A 14,326-nucleotide genomic window follows, 5' to 3' on the forward strand; every position below is an offset into this window, starting at 1 on the left:
GCCTTTCCCTTTTTCCCGAACGCCCCCGGAGCCCGCCGATGCTGCGCTTCGTTCTCAAGCGGTTCCTGACCGCGATCCCGACCCTGTTCCTGATCGTGACGATCAGCTTCTTCCTGATGCGCATCGCCCCCGGCGGCCCCTTCGCGCAGGAAAAACCGCTGAACCCCGTGGTCAAGGCAAACCTGGAACGGCTGTACCAACTGGACCTGCCGCTTTGGCAGCAATATCTGAATTACCTGAAGGGCCTTTTGCGGCTGGACTTCGGCCCGTCCTTCACGCGGCCCGAGTTCACCGTGGCCGAATTGTTCTCCACCGGCCTGCCGATCTCAATCCAGCTGGGCGCCACGGCGCTGGCGCTGGCGCTGGTGGTCGGATCGGCCCTGGGCGTGCTGGCGGCGCTGCGGCAGAACAAGCCTGCGGATTACGCGGTGATCACTCTCGCCACCGCCGGAAGCACCATCCCGAACTTCGTGGTGGCGCCGGTGTTCCAGTTGGTCTTTGCGCTGTCGCTGAAGTGGTTTCCGGTCGGCGGCTGGGGTGACGGGGCCTGGGTGAACAAGGTCGGCCCGATCCTGGTGCTGACCCTGCCACAGCTGGCCATCGTGGCGCGCCTGATGCGCGGCTCTATGATCGAGGCGATGCGGTCGCACCACATCCGGACGGCGCGGGCGATGGGGCTTTCGGACTGGTCCATCGTGGTGCGCCATGCCATGCGCGGTGCGCTGATGCCGATCCTGAGCTATGCCGGCCCGGCCGCCGCGGCGCTGCTGACCGGCTCGATCATCGTGGAGACCGTGTTCGGCATTCCCGGCATCGGCCGCTATTTCGTGGATGCGGCGCTGGCACGCGACTACACCATCGTGATGGGCACGGTGATCGTGGTCGCCATCTTCACCATCCTTTTCAACCTGATCGTCGACGTGCTTTACGCCGTGGTCGACCCGCGGGTGCGCTATGACTGACATGACCGTCCTTCCCGCCGCGACCGGCGGGCGTTCGCTTTGGGCCGATGCCTGGGCGCGGCTGAAGGCCAACCGGGCCGCCATGGTCGGCGGGGCCTACCTGATCCTGATGGCTGTGCTGTGCATCTTCGGGCCGATGGTGACGCCGAACAATTTCACCACGATCAACCAGGATTACACCCGCGTGCCACCGCGGCTATCGGCCTATCCCACGCCCGAGATGATCGAGCCTTCGCTGGAAGATGCGGTGAAGAAGGGCAGGCTGGAACTGGTGGACTGGTCGCAGGACGGCTCGCTCATCACGCTGAACGTGGCGTCCAAGCGCGAGATTGACGAGCGGGTGAGCCGCTACATCGACCGGTCGGACATGTTCGAGGGCACGGCGGTGACCGAGATGGCGCCCGACGGCAAGTCGGCCACCATGACGACGGGCGTGCAGCAGAAGTTCTTCTACTTCGGCACCGACAACACCGGGCGCGACCTTCTGACCCGGACGCTGGTGGCGGGGCGGGTGTCGTTGACCATCGGGCTTCTGGCCGGGATCGTCGCCGTGGTGATCGGCGTGCTGTATGGCGCGGCGGCGGGCTTCATCGGCGGCAAGACCGACGAGGCGATGATGCGGGTGGTAGACATCCTTTATTCGCTGCCCTTCATCTTCTTCGTCATCATGCTGGTCGTGTTCTTCGGCCGGAACTTCATCCTGATGTTCCTGGCCGTGGGGGCGGTGATGTGGCTGGACATGGCGCGCATCGTGCGCGGCCAGGCGCTGGCCCTGAAGCGGATGGAATTCGTGCAGGCGGCCGAGGCGATGGGCGTGGGCCGGTGGGGCATATTGATCCGCCACATCGTGCCGAACCTTCTTGGCCCCGTGGTGATCTACATGACGCTTCTGGTGCCGCAGGTGATCATCCTGGAATCCTTCCTGTCCTACCTGGGCCTTGGTGTGCAGGAGCCGATGTCGTCGTGGGGCGTGCTGATTTCGCAGGGCGCCAAGAACATGCCGGCGGCGAACTGGCTGCTGTTCTTCCCGGCCTTCTTCCTGATTTCCACGCTCTTCGCCCTGAACTTCCTGGGCGACGGGTTGCGCGACGCGCTTGATCCGAAGGACCGCTGAGATGAGCGAACCGATCCTTTCCATCCGCGACCTGCGCGTCACCTTCGACACCATCGACGGCCCGTCCGAGGCGGTGAAGGGCATCGCGCTGGACGTGCGCCCCGGCGAGACGCTGGCGGTGGTGGGCGAGTCGGGCTCGGGCAAGAGCCAGACCATGATGGCGGTGATGGGGTTGCTGGCCGCGAACGGCCGGGCCTCGGGCACCGCCAGCTATCGCGGGACCAACCTGATCGGCCTGCCGAAGGCGCAACTGAACAAGGTGCGCGGCCGCAAGATCACCATGATCTTCCAGGAGCCCATGACCTCGCTGGACCCCTTGTATCCGATCGGCAGCCAGCTGATCGAGCCGATCATGCAGCACCAGGGCATCGGCCGGGCCGAAGCGCACGCCCGGGCAGTGGAGATGCTGGGGCTGGTGAAGGTGCCGGAACCCGAACGGCGCATGAAGGCCTATCCGCACGAACTGTCGGGCGGGCAGCGCCAGCGTGTGATGATCGCCATGGCGCTGGCCAACGAACCGGACATTCTGATCGCGGACGAGCCGACAACCGCGCTGGACGTGACGATCCAGGCGGAAATCCTGGAGCTCATGGCGGGCCTGCAGAAGCGGCTTGGCATGGCGATGATCTTCATCACCCATGACCTGAACGTGGTGCGCCGCATTGCCACGCGCGTGGCGGTGATGCGCCATGGCGAGGTGGTGGAAGAGGCGCCGACGGCGGAGCTTTTCGCCAACCCCAAGGCCGCCTACACGCGCGAACTGATCCACGCCGAGCCCGAGGGTCGCAAGGCGCCGGTGGCGCCTTCGGCGCCGGTGGTGCTTTCGGGTCAGCGCATCGTGGTGGATTTCGACCTGGGCGGCGGGTTCCTGGGCTTTGGCGGGCGCATGTTCCGGGCCGTGGACCAGGTGTCGGTGACGCTGCAGCAGGGCCAGACCATCGGCATCGTGGGCGAGTCGGGTTCGGGCAAGTCCACCCTGGCGCGGGCGCTGTTGCGGCTTCTGCCCTCGACCGGGGCGATCCGGCTGGAAGGGCGTGACATCACAGGGTTTGACGTGGCCCAGATGCGCCCGCTGCGCCGAGAGGTGCAGATCGTGATGCAGGACCCCTTCGGCTCGCTCAGCCCCCGCATGAACGTGGGCCAGATCATCACCGAGGGGCTGCTGGTTCATGAACCCTCGATCACCTCGGCCGAGCGGGAGCGGCGCGCCGCGCAGGCGATGGTGGAGGTTGGGTTGGACCCGAGCTTGCGCAACCGCTATCCGCACGAGTTTTCCGGCGGGCAGCGCCAGCGCATCGCCATTGCGCGGGCCATCATCCTAAAGCCGAAGGTCGTGGTGCTGGACGAGCCGACCTCGGCGCTGGACCGGCAGGTGCAGAAGCAGATCGTGGAACTGCTGCGCGACCTGCAGCGGACCCATGGCTTGAGCTATCTGTTCATCAGCCATGACCTGGCGGTGGTGCGGGCCATGGCCGACCACATCCTGGTGATGAAGGACGGCAAGCTGGTCGAGGAGGGCAGCCCCGACGAGGTGATGGACGCCCCGCGCGAGGCCTATACCCGCCGACTGATGGCCGCTGCCTTCGCCTGAGGCAGGGCCGGCCGGAGGGCGTTGCATCCGGCCGGCTTCTTTGCCCATATGCGCCCCGGTTCATCCCGGCATTTGAAGGAGCGGCATATGGCACCCAAGTTCGGCACGAGCGGTCTTCGCGGCCTGGTCACGGAACTGACCCCCGACCTGGTGGCCGACCATGTGCAGGCCTTCATCGCCGCCTGCCCGAACGGCGGTGCCGTGCATATCGGCTGGGACCTGCGCCCCTCGTCGCCGGACATTGCCGCCGTTGTGGCGGGGGCGGTGAAGGCTGCGGGGATGACGCCCATCGGCGCCGGTCTGGTGCCGACGCCGGCGCTGGCGCTGAGTTCGATGTCGGCGGGCCATGCCGCGGTGATGGTCACCGGCAGCCATATCCCGGCCGACCGGAACGGGCTGAAGTTCTATGTGCCCACGGGCGAGATCGCCAAGACCGACGAGGCTGCGATCCTCGCAAATCTGGGCAAGGGTGCGGGGCAGGGCACGGCCTTCGACCCTGGCTCGGATGCCGGCGTTCTGGCTACCTATGCGCGCCGCTATGCCGATGCCTTCGGGCCAGAGGCGCTGAAGGGTCTGCGGATCGGGGTCTATGAACATTCCACCGTTGCCCGCGACGTGATGCACCAGGTGCTGCGCGCCTTGGGTGCCGATACGGTGGCAATCGAGAGGTCGGAGACCTTCATCCCGGTGGATACCGAGGCGGTGGAGCCCGAGGTGCGCGCGGCACTGCCGGTATGGGCGAAGGCGCATGGGCTGGATGCGGTGGTCTCGACCGATGGCGATGCCGACCGGCCGCTGGTGGCCGATGCCGCGGGCCGCGTGGTGCCAGGCGACGTGCTGGGCCCGCTGACGGCGCGATATCTGGGCGCGACCCGCATCGTCACGCCGGTGTCGTCGAACACGCTGGTGGACCAGATGGGGTTCACCGTCAGCCGCACGAAGATCGGCTCGCCCTTCGTCATCGCGGGGATGGAGGCGATCCTCGCCGCCGATCCGGCGGCGAAGGTCGTGGGTTACGAGGCGAATGGCGGCTTCCTTCTGGGCTTTACGGCACAGTTGCCCGCCGGGCCGCTTGCGCCGCTGATGACGCGCGATTGCCTGCTGCCGATCCTTGCGCCGCTGGCTGCGGCCAAGGCGGCCGGCAAGACGCTGGCCGATCTTGTGGCCACGCTGCCCCCGCGCTTTACCGCCGCCGACCGGGTGGTGGGCATCCCGACCGAAGCCTCTGCCCCTTTCCTGAAATCCCTGATCGCCGATGGCGCCGCCCGCGCGGATTTCTTCGATGACATGGGGCCGGAGACGGGCATCGACCTGACCGACGGCCTGCGCGTGACCTTCGCCGGCGGAGACGTGCTGCACCTGCGCCCCTCCGGCAATGCACCAGAGTTCCGCTGCTATGCCGAAGCCGACACCGCCGACCGGGCCGAAGCACTCTTGGCGCGATACCTGGGCAAATTGGCGAAACAGCTCGGGGCGTGAGAGGGGCTGACGCCGGCGCGCCGGCGCACTAGGCTTCGCCCAACAAGGGAGGAACCCATGCCCGGACTGCACGCCCATATCGACCCAGATGGCCTTGAAGAATTCTCGGTCGTCTTCACCGACCGCTCGCTGAACCACATGTCCGCCCGCTTTCAGCAGGTGATGCGCGACGTCTCGGCCACCCTGAAAGAGGTCTACGGCGGTTCTGCCGTGGCCCTGGTTCCCGGCGGCGGCACCTATGCAATGGAGGCCGTCGCGCGCCAGTTCGGGCGCGGGACCGCACTGATCGTGCGGAACGGCTGGTTCAGCTATCGCTGGACACAAATTTTCGAGGCCGGCGGCTTTGCCGCCGAAACCCATGTCGTCATGGCCCGCCCGGCCGGCAACACGGCGCGTGCGCCCTATGCGCCGCCGCCCATCGAAGAGGTCGTGGCGAAGATTCGCGAGGTGAAGCCGGAGGCGGTCTTTGCGCCGCATGTGGAAACCTCATCCGGCATCATCCTGCCCGACGACTATATCGCCGCCCTGGCCGCTACTGCCCATGAGGTCGGCGCGCTGATGGTGCTGGACTGCATCGCTTCGGGTTGCATCTGGGTGGACATGGGCAAGACCGGCGTGGATGTGCTGGTTTCGGCCCCGCAGAAGGGCTGGTCTGCCTCGCCCTCGGCCGGCGTTGTGGTGATGTCGCCCCGGGCCGAGGAGCGACTGGCCGCGACCACGTCGAACAGCTTCGCGCTGGACCTGAAGAAGTGGCGGGCGATCATGGCGGCCTACGAGGGCGGCGGCCACGCCTATCACGCCACCATGCCGACCGATGCCATCCTGGGTTTCCGCGACGCGATGATGGAGACGAAGGCCATGGGCTTCGAGGCGGCGAAGGCCGCGCAATGGGAACTGGGCCGGGCGGTACGGGCCGAGCTTGGCCGCCGTGGTATCCCCTCGGTTGCGGCGGAGGGCTTTCAGGCGCCCGGCGTGGTGGTCAGCTACACCGAGGATCCCGATGTCCAGAACGGAGCGAAGTTCCGCGCTCAGGGTGTGCAGATCGCGGCGGGCGTGCCCTTGCAGGTGGGCGAGGGGGCCGAATTCCGAACCTTCCGCCTGGGTCTGTTCGGGCTGGACAAGCTGAAGGACGTGCCAGGCACCGTGGCGAGGCTGACCCGAGCGCTGGACGCGGCGCTGTAGGGGGCGGGCATGGGCAAGGATGTGGGCCAGCCGCTGACCGATGCGGCGTTCCGGCGGAATGACCTGAAGGGTTCGACCTTCGAGGCCAGCTATGCCGGGACGCTGTCCTTCATGCGGCGCAAGTACACCCGTGACCTGACCGGCGTGGATGTGGCGGTAACGGGCATCCCGCTGGACATCACCGTGTCGAACCGTCCCGGCACGCGCTTTGGCCCGGAGGCGATTCGCCGGGCCACGGCGCAGCACGCCTGGGGGCCGGTCTGGCCCTGGCGGTTTGACCCGTTCGATACGCTGGCCTGTGTGGATTACGGCGATTGTGAGTGGGACTGGGGCAGCCCCCAGACCATTCCCGATGCGATCACCGCACATGTGGCGAGCGTGCTTTCCGCCGGGGCTACCACGTTGAACCTGGGCGGCGACCATTTCACCACCTATCCCACCTTGCGCGCGTATGCCGCGAAGTACGGACCCTTGGGCATCGTACAGTTCGATGCGCACCGCGATGTGGAAGAGGGCGATGACGGCCGGCTCGATCATGGCAGCATGTTTGCCTATGCCGTTCGCGAGGGGCTCATCGACCCCAGTCGGTCGGTGCAGGTCGGCATCCGCACCTGTTTCCGCGGCGAGCAAAGCCACGGCATCACCATCCTGCACGCCGACCGCGTGCATGAGATGGGCGCCGAAGCGGTGGCGCAGGTCATCCGCGAGACGCTTGGGGACGGCCCGTCCTATCTGACCTTCGACATCGACTGCCTTGATCCGGCGACGGCGCCGGGAACCGGCACGCCGGTGCCCGGGGGGCTAACCAGCTATCAGGCGCTGGCGATCCTGCGCGCGCTGAAGGGCGTGGATTTCACCGGTATGGACGTCGTCGAGGTTTCGCCGCCCTACGACCACGCCGAGATGACCTCGAACGCCGCCGCGATGATCGCCATCGAGATGCTGTGCCTGAAAGCCTGGGCGCAGGGCGCGCGGCCCGATGTCTGATCGGCGTTTCCCCCGTTGCGGTTGCGCCCCCAAGCCGCTATAGACCGCGCCACGCACCCGTAGCTCAGCTGGATAGAGCGTTGCCCTCCGAAGGCAAAGGCCACACGTTCGAATCGTGTCGGGTGCGCCAGCTTCCCCTCAGCCCTTCAGTGCGCCGATCCCGGTCAGGATGATGCGCTTGACGCTTTCCTTCGCCTCGGCCCATTGCCGGGCGCTCAAGGGCTTGCCGGCGTTCAGCGTCTCGATCTGGTGGCCGAAATCGGCGTAGTGCTGGGTGGTGGCCCAGAGCATGTACAACAGGTGTCGCGGGTCCACCGGGGCCATCTGTCCTTCGTCGATCCAGCGGCGGATCACCGTGACGCGGCCCTCGGTCCAGTCGCGCAGCGTGGTTTCCAGATAGTCCTGGATCACCGGCGCGCCGTGCATCACTTCCGATGCCCAGACCTTGGATCCGTGCGGGTGGCGGCGCGAGATCTCCATCTTGGCGTCGATATAGGCGCCGATCCCTTCCACCGGACCGGGGGCATTGTCCATCGCCTCGGCCGCCTGCAGCCAGATCTCGAAGATGTTGCCCACCACCCGGCGGTAGAGGTCTTCCTTGGTGGGGAAGTAGTACAGGAGGTTGGCCTTGGGCAGGCCCGCCATGTCGGCGATCAGCTGGATCGTGGCACCGCCAAACCCCGCCTCTGCAAAGACCTTCTCCGCAGCTTCCAGGATCAAACGCTCATTCTCGCGCCGGATATCCGTGCGCCTGGCCTGCTTGGTGCGGGAAAAACGGGCAGTTTCGGTCATGCGGGCGCGACGGATGGTCCTGTGATTTTCGTTGACCGGTTGGTCAGGTTGTGATGCCGTATGACCTGACCATATGGTCAGGAAGCGAGTCGCCGCAAGGGTCCCGAAGAGACCCGGTCAGGGAGAGCCACCATGTCTGCACCCGGGGAAAACCTGCGCATCAATCCCGCGCGCCTGTGGGACAGCCTGATGGACATGGCCAAGGTCGGCCCCGGCGTGGCGGGCGGCAACAACCGCCAGACCCTGACCGATGCCGATGCCGAGGGCCGGGCGCTGTTCCAGCGCTGGTGCGAGGCGGCGGGCATGACCATGGGCGTGGACAAGATGGGCACGATGTTCGCCACTCGCCCCGGCACAGACCCGGCGGCGTTGCCGGTCTACATGGGCAGCCACCTCGACACCCAGCCCACTGGCGGGCGGTATGACGGGGTGCTGGGGGTTCTCGGCGCTCTGGAAGTGGTGCGCACGATGAACGATCTTGGCATCCGTACCAGGCACCCGATCGTTGTGACGAACTGGACCAACGAGGAAGGCGCCCGCTTTGCGCCGGCCATGCTGGCCTCGGGCGTCTTCGCCGGCATCCACACCATGGATTACGCCTATGGCCGCACCGACCTGGAGGGCAAGAGTTTCGGCGAGGAGTTGGAGCGCATCGGCTGGGTGGGCAGCGAAGAGGTCGGCGCCCGCAAGATGCATGCGATGTTCGAACTGCACATCGAGCAGGGCCCGATTCTGGAGGCCGAGGGCAAGGAGATCGGCGTCGTCACCCATGGCCAGGGCCTGTGGTGGCTGGAAATCACGCTCACCGGCAAGGACGCCCATACCGGTTCGACGCCGATGCACATGCGGGTGAACGCGGGCCTCGGCATGGCGCGCATCACCGAGCGGGTGCACCAGATCGCCATGAGCCACCTGCCCGATGCGGTGGGGGCGGTGGGGCAGGTGAAGGTATTCCCCAACTCGCGCAACGTGATCCCCGGCAAGGTGGTCTTCACGGTGGATATTCGCTCGCCGCACCAGGCGAAGCTGGACACGATGAAGGCCGAGGTCATCCGCCACGCCCATGCCGTGGCGGCGGAACTGGGCCTGGGTTGTTCCATCGAGGAGGTCGGCCATTTCGACCCGGTGGCCTTCGATCCGGCGCTGGTCAAGGTGGTGCGGGGGGCGGCCGAGAAGCTGGGCTATTCCCACATGAACATCGTGTCGGGCGCCGGCCACGACGCCTGCTGGGTCAACCGCGTGGCGCCCACGGTGATGATCATGTGCCCCTGCGTGGATGGCCTCAGCCACAACGAGGCCGAGGAGATTTCCCCGGAATGGGCCGCGGCCGGGACGGACGTGCTGCTGCATGCCGTGCTTGAGGTGGCGGGGGTCGTCGACTGATGGAGAAGCCGGGGGGCCGTCTGCCCCCCGGACCCCCCGAGGATATTGGGGAACGAAAGAAGGCAGGGCCTTCAGGGAGCGAGCCGAATGACCACTATCATCCGTAACGGCACCATCGTCACCGCCGACCTCACCTACAAGGCCGACGTGCGCATCGAGAACGGCGTGATCGCCGAGATCGGGCCGAACCTCAAGGGCGGCACGGAACTCGACGCCACCGGCTGCTATGTGATGCCCGGCGGCATCGACCCGCATACGCATCTGGAGATGCCCTTTATGGGCACCTATTCGGCCGACGATTTCGAATCCGGCACGCGGGCGGGGCTGGCGGGCGGCACCACCATGGTGGTGGATTTCGTGCTGCCCGGCCAGGGCCAGGGCCTGATGGATGCGGCCCAGATGTGGCACAACAAGTCCGGGCGGGCCTGCGCCGATTACTCCTATCACATGGCCATCACCTGGTGGGGCCAGAAGGTGTGGGAGGACATGTCGGCCTCGGTCGATGCCGGCATCACCAGCTTCAAGCATTTCATGGCCTACAAGGGCGCTCTGATGGTGAACGATGACGAGTTGTTCGCCTCGTTCCGCCGCGTGGGCGAGTTGGGCGGCCTCGCCATGGTCCATGCCGAGAACGGCGATGTGGTGGCGGAACTGACCGCGAAACTGCTGGCCGAGGGCAATACCGGCCCCGAGGCCCACGCCTATTCGCGCCCGCCGCAGGTGGAAGGCGAGGCGACCAACCGCGCCATCATGATCGCCGACATGGCGGGCGTGCCGCTTTATGTCGTGCACACCTCCTGCGAGGAGGCGCACGAGGCGATCCGTCGCGCGCGCATGCTGGGCAAGCGCGTCTGGGGCGAGCCCCTGATCCAGCACCTGACGCTGGATGAAAGCGAATACTTCCACCCCGATTGGGACCACGCCGCCCGCCGCGTGATGTCGCCGCCCTTCCGCGACAAGAAGCACCAGGACAGCCTCTGGGCCGGGCTGCAATCGGGCTCGCTCTCGGTGGTGGCGACCGACCATTGCAGCTTCACCACCGAACAGAAGCGCTTTGGCCTCGGCAACTTCGCCAAGATTCCGAACGGCACCGGGGGGCTGGAGGACCGGATGCCGATGCTCTGGACGCATGGCGTGAACACGGGCCGGCTGACCCCGAACGAGTTTGTTGCTGTGACCTCAACAAACATCGCCAAGATCCTGAATTGTTACCCGAAAAAGGGCGCTATTCTGGTGGGCGCCGATGCCGACCTGGTGGTCTGGGACCCGGCGAAGGAAAAGACCATCGGCGCCGCCAGCCAGCAATCGAAGATCGACTACAACGTGTTCGAGGGGCAGAAGGTGAAAGGCCTGCCGCGCTTTACCCTGACCCGCGGCCATGTGGCGATCCACGACGGCGAGGTGCGCACCCGCGAAGGCCATGGCCAGTTCGTCGCCCGCGAGCCGCGCCCCGCAGTGAACCGTGCGCTGAGCCAATGGAAAGACCTGACCGCGCCGCGGCCTGTGGTGCGGACGGGCGTGCCGGCGACGGGGGTGTGAGGGTGAAAGTCGCACTCATCACCGCCGGCGGGTCCGGCATGGGGGCCGCCGCCGCCCGCGCGCTGGCGGGGGAGGGGTATCGGGTCGGTATTCTGTCCTCATCCGGCAAGGGCGAGGCGCTGGCGGCGGAACTGGGCGGGATCGGCGTGACCGGGTCGAACCAGGAAGAGGCGGACATCGCCCGTCTGGTGCAGGCGGCCAAGGATCGGTGGGGCCGGGTGGACGTGCTGGTGAACTCCGCCGGCCACGGGCCGCGTGGGCCTTTGCTGGAGATCAGCGATGCCGACTGGCACAAGGGGATGGAGGTCTATTTCCTGAACGTGGTGCGTGCGACGCGGTTGGTCGTGCCGCTGATGGAGGCGCAGGGTGGCGGCGCGATCATCAACATCTCAACCGCCTGGGCCTTTGAACCGGCGGCGATGTTCCCGACCTCTGCGGTGGCGCGGGCGGGGCTGGCGGCCTTCACCAAGATCTTCGCCGATACCTATGCCGCGAAGAACATCCGCATGAACAACATTCTGCCCGGCTGGATCGACAGCCTGCCCAAGACCGACGAGCGCGCGGCCTCGGTGCCGATGAAGCGATATGGCACGTCGGACGAGATCGCGAAGACCGTGGTCTTCCTCGCCTCGGACGGGGCGGGCTACATCACCGGGCAGAACCTGCGCGTGGACGGGGGGCTGACACGGTCGGTATGAGCCCAGCCCGGAACCAATGCCTCCGGCCCTTGCGCCAGCATGTCCGCAGCCTGGACGCGCGGCACGACGGATCCGTGTCCCGCGCTTGCGGGGGGCGTTCAGTGGGCTTCTGCCTGCAACGTGGTCGGCAACTCACTGGCCAGGGCCGCCTCGACCCGCGCATCGCAATACGCGGTCCGGGGCGGCGGCGCGAAGGTCAGGATGGCGCTGTCGAGATCCAGGTCTTCCATGTCCTCGGGCTCGGGTGCGAAGGCGAGAGTGCTTTGCATCGGTCGTCTCCTTTTGCTGGTGACATGGGAAATCCGGCGGGTCACCGCAATCTTGCCAGCCGCCGGCAACGGGAATGTGAAGGCGCCATCATCCCGGCCATCGACGTCCGGGCGCAAACTCAACCCGAAGCAGCCGGAAACAGCATGACGACAGACGGGAACAGCCGGCGATGAAGGACACCCTTACCCAAACCACCCCGGTGATCGAGGCACGCGGCCTGAACCTGGTGTTCCAGACGAATGACGGCCCGGTCCAGGCGCTGAGGGACGTGAACCTGACGATCTCGAAGGGGGATTTCGTCAGCTTCATCGGCCCTTCGGGTTGCGGCAAGACCACCTTCCTGCGTTGCGTGGCGGCCTTGGAACACCCGACCGGGGGTACGCTCACGGTAAATGGCCTGACGCCGGACGAGGCGCGTCGCAAGCGCGCCTATGGCTATGTCTTCCAGGCGGCCGGGCTTTACCCCTGGCGCACGATTGCGAAGAACATCTCGCTTCCGCTTGAGATCATGGGATTTTCCGCGCAGGACCAGGCCGCGCGGGTTGAACGGGTCCTGGACCTGGTGGAACTGTCGGGCTTTGGCAACAAGTACCCCTGGCAGCTTTCAGGCGGGATGCAGCAGCGCGCCTCCATCGCCCGGGCGCTGGCCTTCGATGCCGATATCCTGTTGATGGACGAACCCTTCGGGGCGCTGGACGAGATCGTGCGCGACCGCCTGAACGAAGAGGTGCTCAAGCTCTGGGCCCGCACCGAAAAGACCATCGGCTTCGTCACCCATTCCATTCCCGAAGCGGTCTATCTTTCCACCAAGATCGTGGTCATGTCGCCGCGGCCTGGCCGGATCACCGATGTGATCGACAGCCCGCTTCCGCGCGAACGGCCGCTCGACATCCGTGACAGCCGCGAGTTCATCGAGATTGCCCACCGCGTGCGCGAGGGGCTTCGGGCGGGGCACAGCTACGAATGACCATGCGCTTCGCCCTTGCCGCCCTGGCGGCCCTGATGCTGACAACGCCGGTCGCGTCCGAGACGCTGGTGGATGCCTATGGCCTGGGCAACCACAAGCCGGTGCCCGAGGAATGGACGAAGATAGACGAGGAACTTTCGATCCGCGCCCGCATCGTGAAGGGCAAGAAGGGCTCGCTGGCCCCGGTCGTGCAGGCCGGCCAGACGCTGACGCTGGACCTGGCCTTTTACGTCCAGCCGGGCGCCAAGGACCGGCCCATTCGCCTGACCTGCTCGGTTTTCTTCTACGACGCGCGGGGCGAAGGATCGGACGAGGTTCTGACCGACGAGCCCTGCTATGAAGGCCGGCTGCACGACGGGCTGGAACAGTTCCAGCCGCTGGACCTGAACTTCCGCTTCAAGCCGCGCGCCTCCGACCCGAAGGGCACAAGCGCGGTTGTGGTGCGCGTGAAGGATACGGTGATCGGCGACGGCGTGGCGCTGGCGCCGACCTACAACTGGCAGGGCGGGCGGTGATGGGCGGCGCGCTTCCCTGGCTCGCGGCCTCCACCGTGGTGTTCGTGGCGGCCAATGCCGTGCTGAAGACCTACGCCACGCAGGGCGGCCCCTGGGTGCTGGCCGGGGCGCTGGCGCTGTTCTGCATCGGCAATACGTTGATGGTGCAGGTGATGCGCACCAGCGGGCTTGGCCTTGCCATATCGCTTTCGGCGGTTTTCCAGCTGGTCGCGATCAGCCTGATGGCGATGGTGGTGTTCGGCGAACGGCCCACGGCGCTGCAACTGGCCGGCATGGGTCTTGGACTGGTCGCGGTGACGATGATCGTCTGGCCGCAGGGAGGCGAGGTATGAGGAACATCATCGCGGCGTGTCTCGTGGCGGTGCTGCCCCTTGCGGCGGCAGCCGGCATTGTCGGGCAGGGCAGAGACCTTGGCCCCACCGCCGCGCCCATGCCCGAGGATCTGAACCTCATGAAGAACGGCCTGCGCGTCGGTGCCCGCGTGGTGATGGACAGCAGCGAAGACCTTGCCCTGACATCGGCGCCCGGAGACCGCCTGCGCTTCGAAGCCGGCTTCTTGCCAGGGGCCGACCTTCCGGCGGGAACCGTAGCACTGGACTGCACCCTGCGCTTCGTCGGTGCCGATGGCACCCTGTCCGACCCGGTCAAGCAGGGCACCTGTTTCGACGGCAAGCGCGATGTGGCCAAGGGCGAATGGCTGCTTCTGGATGTCACCACCGTCTTCCGCCCCACCGATGATGACCCCGATGGCACCAGCGGCGTCCGGATCGACATCACAGACACCGTCTCGGGCGCCCGGCTCACCCTGATGCCCACCTATGGGTTCAGCGGAGGCAAGCAGTGAACA

General features: G+C 66.6%; 15 protein-coding genes and 1 tRNA gene. 14 read left to right on the forward strand and 2 right to left on the reverse strand.

Translation table 11 applies throughout. The annotated features are described in order from the left end of the window. Nucleotides 1-38 precede the first annotated feature (38 nt). The 7 genes from JO391_RS04670 (at nt 39) to JO391_RS04700 (ending at nt 7,445) form a co-directional block, all read left to right on the forward strand. Nucleotides 39-962 carry an ABC transporter permease subunit gene (locus JO391_RS04670; RefSeq protein ID WP_220663030.1) on the forward strand — a complete coding sequence of 308 codons (924 nt, stop codon included), beginning with the start codon at nt 39-41 and terminating at the stop codon, nt 960-962. After that, nucleotides 955-2,076 carry an ABC transporter permease subunit gene (locus JO391_RS04675; protein WP_220663031.1) on the forward strand — a complete coding sequence of 374 codons (1,122 nt, stop codon included), beginning with the start codon at nt 955-957 and terminating at the stop codon, nt 2,074-2,076. The genes JO391_RS04670 and JO391_RS04675 overlap by 8 nt, the downstream gene beginning before the upstream one ends. Before the next feature lies 1 nt (nt 2,077). Next, nucleotides 2,078-3,667: an ABC transporter ATP-binding protein gene (locus tag JO391_RS04680; RefSeq protein WP_220663032.1), complete on the forward strand. Its 1,590-nt coding sequence runs from the start codon at nt 2,078-2,080 to the stop codon at nt 3,665-3,667. An 87-nt stretch (nt 3,668-3,754) separates the two neighbouring features. After that, on the forward strand, nt 3,755-5,146 hold the full coding sequence (locus JO391_RS04685; protein ID WP_220663033.1) for a phosphomannomutase: 1,392 nt from the start codon (nt 3,755-3,757) through the stop codon (nt 5,144-5,146). 57 nt (nt 5,147-5,203) lie between these two features. Beyond that, complete coding sequence (locus tag JO391_RS04690) at nt 5,204-6,328, forward strand: aminotransferase class V-fold PLP-dependent enzyme (RefSeq protein WP_220663034.1); 1,125 nt, start codon at nt 5,204-5,206, stop codon at nt 6,326-6,328. A gap of 9 nt (nt 6,329-6,337) precedes the next feature. Beyond that, the gene (gene speB / locus JO391_RS04695; RefSeq protein WP_220663035.1) at nt 6,338-7,315 is read left to right on the forward strand and encodes an agmatinase; all 978 of its coding nucleotides are present in this window, start codon (nt 6,338-6,340) and stop codon (nt 7,313-7,315) included. Between the two features lie 53 nt (nt 7,316-7,368). Beyond that, a tRNA-Arg gene (locus JO391_RS04700) sits at nt 7,369-7,445 on the forward strand. Between the two features lie 8 nt (nt 7,446-7,453). Here JO391_RS04700 and JO391_RS04705 read toward each other — a convergent pair. After that, entirely contained in the window at nt 7,454-8,107 is a 654-nt protein-coding gene (locus tag JO391_RS04705) for a TetR/AcrR family transcriptional regulator (RefSeq protein WP_220663036.1), read from the reverse strand. 132 nt (nt 8,108-8,239) lie between these two features. On the opposite strand from JO391_RS04705, the gene JO391_RS04710 reads away from it, so the two are divergent. The 3 genes from JO391_RS04710 (at nt 8,240) to JO391_RS04720 (ending at nt 11,727) form a co-directional block, all read left to right on the forward strand. Further along, nucleotides 8,240-9,490, forward strand: coding sequence for a Zn-dependent hydrolase (locus JO391_RS04710; RefSeq protein ID WP_220663037.1), 1,251 nt, complete (start codon nt 8,240-8,242; stop codon nt 9,488-9,490). Between the two features lie 87 nt (nt 9,491-9,577). Beyond that, on the forward strand, nt 9,578-11,029 hold the full coding sequence (gene hydA, locus JO391_RS04715) for a dihydropyrimidinase (protein ID WP_220663038.1): 1,452 nt from the start codon (nt 9,578-9,580) through the stop codon (nt 11,027-11,029). A gap of 38 nt (nt 11,030-11,067) precedes the next feature. Then, nucleotides 11,068-11,727: an SDR family oxidoreductase gene (locus JO391_RS04720; protein WP_375155698.1), complete on the forward strand. Its 660-nt coding sequence runs from the start codon at nt 11,068-11,070 to the stop codon at nt 11,725-11,727. A 98-nt stretch (nt 11,728-11,825) separates the two neighbouring features. Here the strand turns inward: JO391_RS04720 and JO391_RS04725 are convergent, their stop codons facing one another. Next, nucleotides 11,826-11,996 (reverse strand): hypothetical protein, encoded by a 171-nt coding sequence (locus JO391_RS04725; RefSeq protein ID WP_220663040.1) that lies wholly within the window; start codon nt 11,994-11,996, stop codon nt 11,826-11,828. 170 nt (nt 11,997-12,166) lie between these two features. On the opposite strand from JO391_RS04725, the gene JO391_RS04730 reads away from it, so the two are divergent. The 4 genes from JO391_RS04730 to JO391_RS04745 are packed head-to-tail and all read left to right on the forward strand — an operon-like array spanning nt 12,167 to nt 14,323. Further along, nucleotides 12,167-12,964 (forward strand): ABC transporter ATP-binding protein, encoded by a 798-nt coding sequence (locus JO391_RS04730; protein WP_220663041.1) that lies wholly within the window; start codon nt 12,167-12,169, stop codon nt 12,962-12,964. Then, complete coding sequence (locus JO391_RS04735; protein WP_220663042.1) at nt 12,961-13,479, forward strand: hypothetical protein; 519 nt, start codon at nt 12,961-12,963, stop codon at nt 13,477-13,479. The genes JO391_RS04730 and JO391_RS04735 overlap by 4 nt, the downstream gene beginning before the upstream one ends. Then, the gene (locus tag JO391_RS04740) at nt 13,479-13,811 is read left to right on the forward strand and encodes a DMT family transporter (RefSeq protein ID WP_220663043.1); all 333 of its coding nucleotides are present in this window, start codon (nt 13,479-13,481) and stop codon (nt 13,809-13,811) included. The genes JO391_RS04735 and JO391_RS04740 overlap by 1 nt, the downstream gene beginning before the upstream one ends. Continuing rightward, nucleotides 13,808-14,323: a hypothetical protein gene (locus tag JO391_RS04745; protein ID WP_220663044.1), complete on the forward strand. Its 516-nt coding sequence runs from the start codon at nt 13,808-13,810 to the stop codon at nt 14,321-14,323. The genes JO391_RS04740 and JO391_RS04745 overlap by 4 nt, the downstream gene beginning before the upstream one ends. Nucleotides 14,324-14,326 lie beyond the last annotated feature (3 nt).

It is taken from the genome of Neotabrizicola shimadae (genome assembly GCF_019623905.1).
Lineage (GTDB): Bacteria > Pseudomonadota > Alphaproteobacteria > Rhodobacterales > Rhodobacteraceae > Neotabrizicola > Neotabrizicola shimadae.

Bases quoted from the DNA above. Each gene is read 5' to 3' on its own strand.
- JO391_RS04680 (WP_220663032.1), top strand. From the start codon at position 2,078: ATGAGCGAACCGATCCTTTCCATCCGCGACCTGCGCGTCACCTTCGAC.
- JO391_RS04725 (WP_220663040.1), bottom strand. From the start codon at position 11,996: ATGCAAAGCACTCTCGCCTTCGCACCCGAGCCCGAGGACATGGAAGAC.
- JO391_RS04690 (WP_220663034.1), top strand. From the start codon at position 5,204: ATGCCCGGACTGCACGCCCATATCGACCCAGATGGCCTTGAAGAATTC.
- hydA (WP_220663038.1), top strand. From the start codon at position 9,578: ATGACCACTATCATCCGTAACGGCACCATCGTCACCGCCGACCTCACC.
- JO391_RS04730 (WP_220663041.1), top strand. From the start codon at position 12,167: ATGAAGGACACCCTTACCCAAACCACCCCGGTGATCGAGGCACGCGGC.
- JO391_RS04720 (WP_375155698.1), top strand. From the start codon at position 11,068: ATGGGGGCCGCCGCCGCCCGCGCGCTGGCGGGGGAGGGGTATCGGGTC.
- JO391_RS04740 (WP_220663043.1), top strand. From the start codon at position 13,479: ATGGGCGGCGCGCTTCCCTGGCTCGCGGCCTCCACCGTGGTGTTCGTG.
- JO391_RS04745 (WP_220663044.1), top strand. From the start codon at position 13,808: ATGAGGAACATCATCGCGGCGTGTCTCGTGGCGGTGCTGCCCCTTGCG.
- JO391_RS04685 (WP_220663033.1), top strand. From the start codon at position 3,755: ATGGCACCCAAGTTCGGCACGAGCGGTCTTCGCGGCCTGGTCACGGAA.
- JO391_RS04705 (WP_220663036.1), bottom strand. From the start codon at position 8,107: ATGACCGAAACTGCCCGTTTTTCCCGCACCAAGCAGGCCAGGCGCACG.
- JO391_RS04735 (WP_220663042.1), top strand. From the start codon at position 12,961: ATGACCATGCGCTTCGCCCTTGCCGCCCTGGCGGCCCTGATGCTGACA.
- speB (WP_220663035.1), top strand. From the start codon at position 6,338: ATGGGCAAGGATGTGGGCCAGCCGCTGACCGATGCGGCGTTCCGGCGG.
- JO391_RS04710 (WP_220663037.1), top strand. From the start codon at position 8,240: ATGTCTGCACCCGGGGAAAACCTGCGCATCAATCCCGCGCGCCTGTGG.
- JO391_RS04670 (WP_220663030.1), top strand. From the start codon at position 39: ATGCTGCGCTTCGTTCTCAAGCGGTTCCTGACCGCGATCCCGACCCTG.
- JO391_RS04675 (WP_220663031.1), top strand. From the start codon at position 955: ATGACTGACATGACCGTCCTTCCCGCCGCGACCGGCGGGCGTTCGCTT.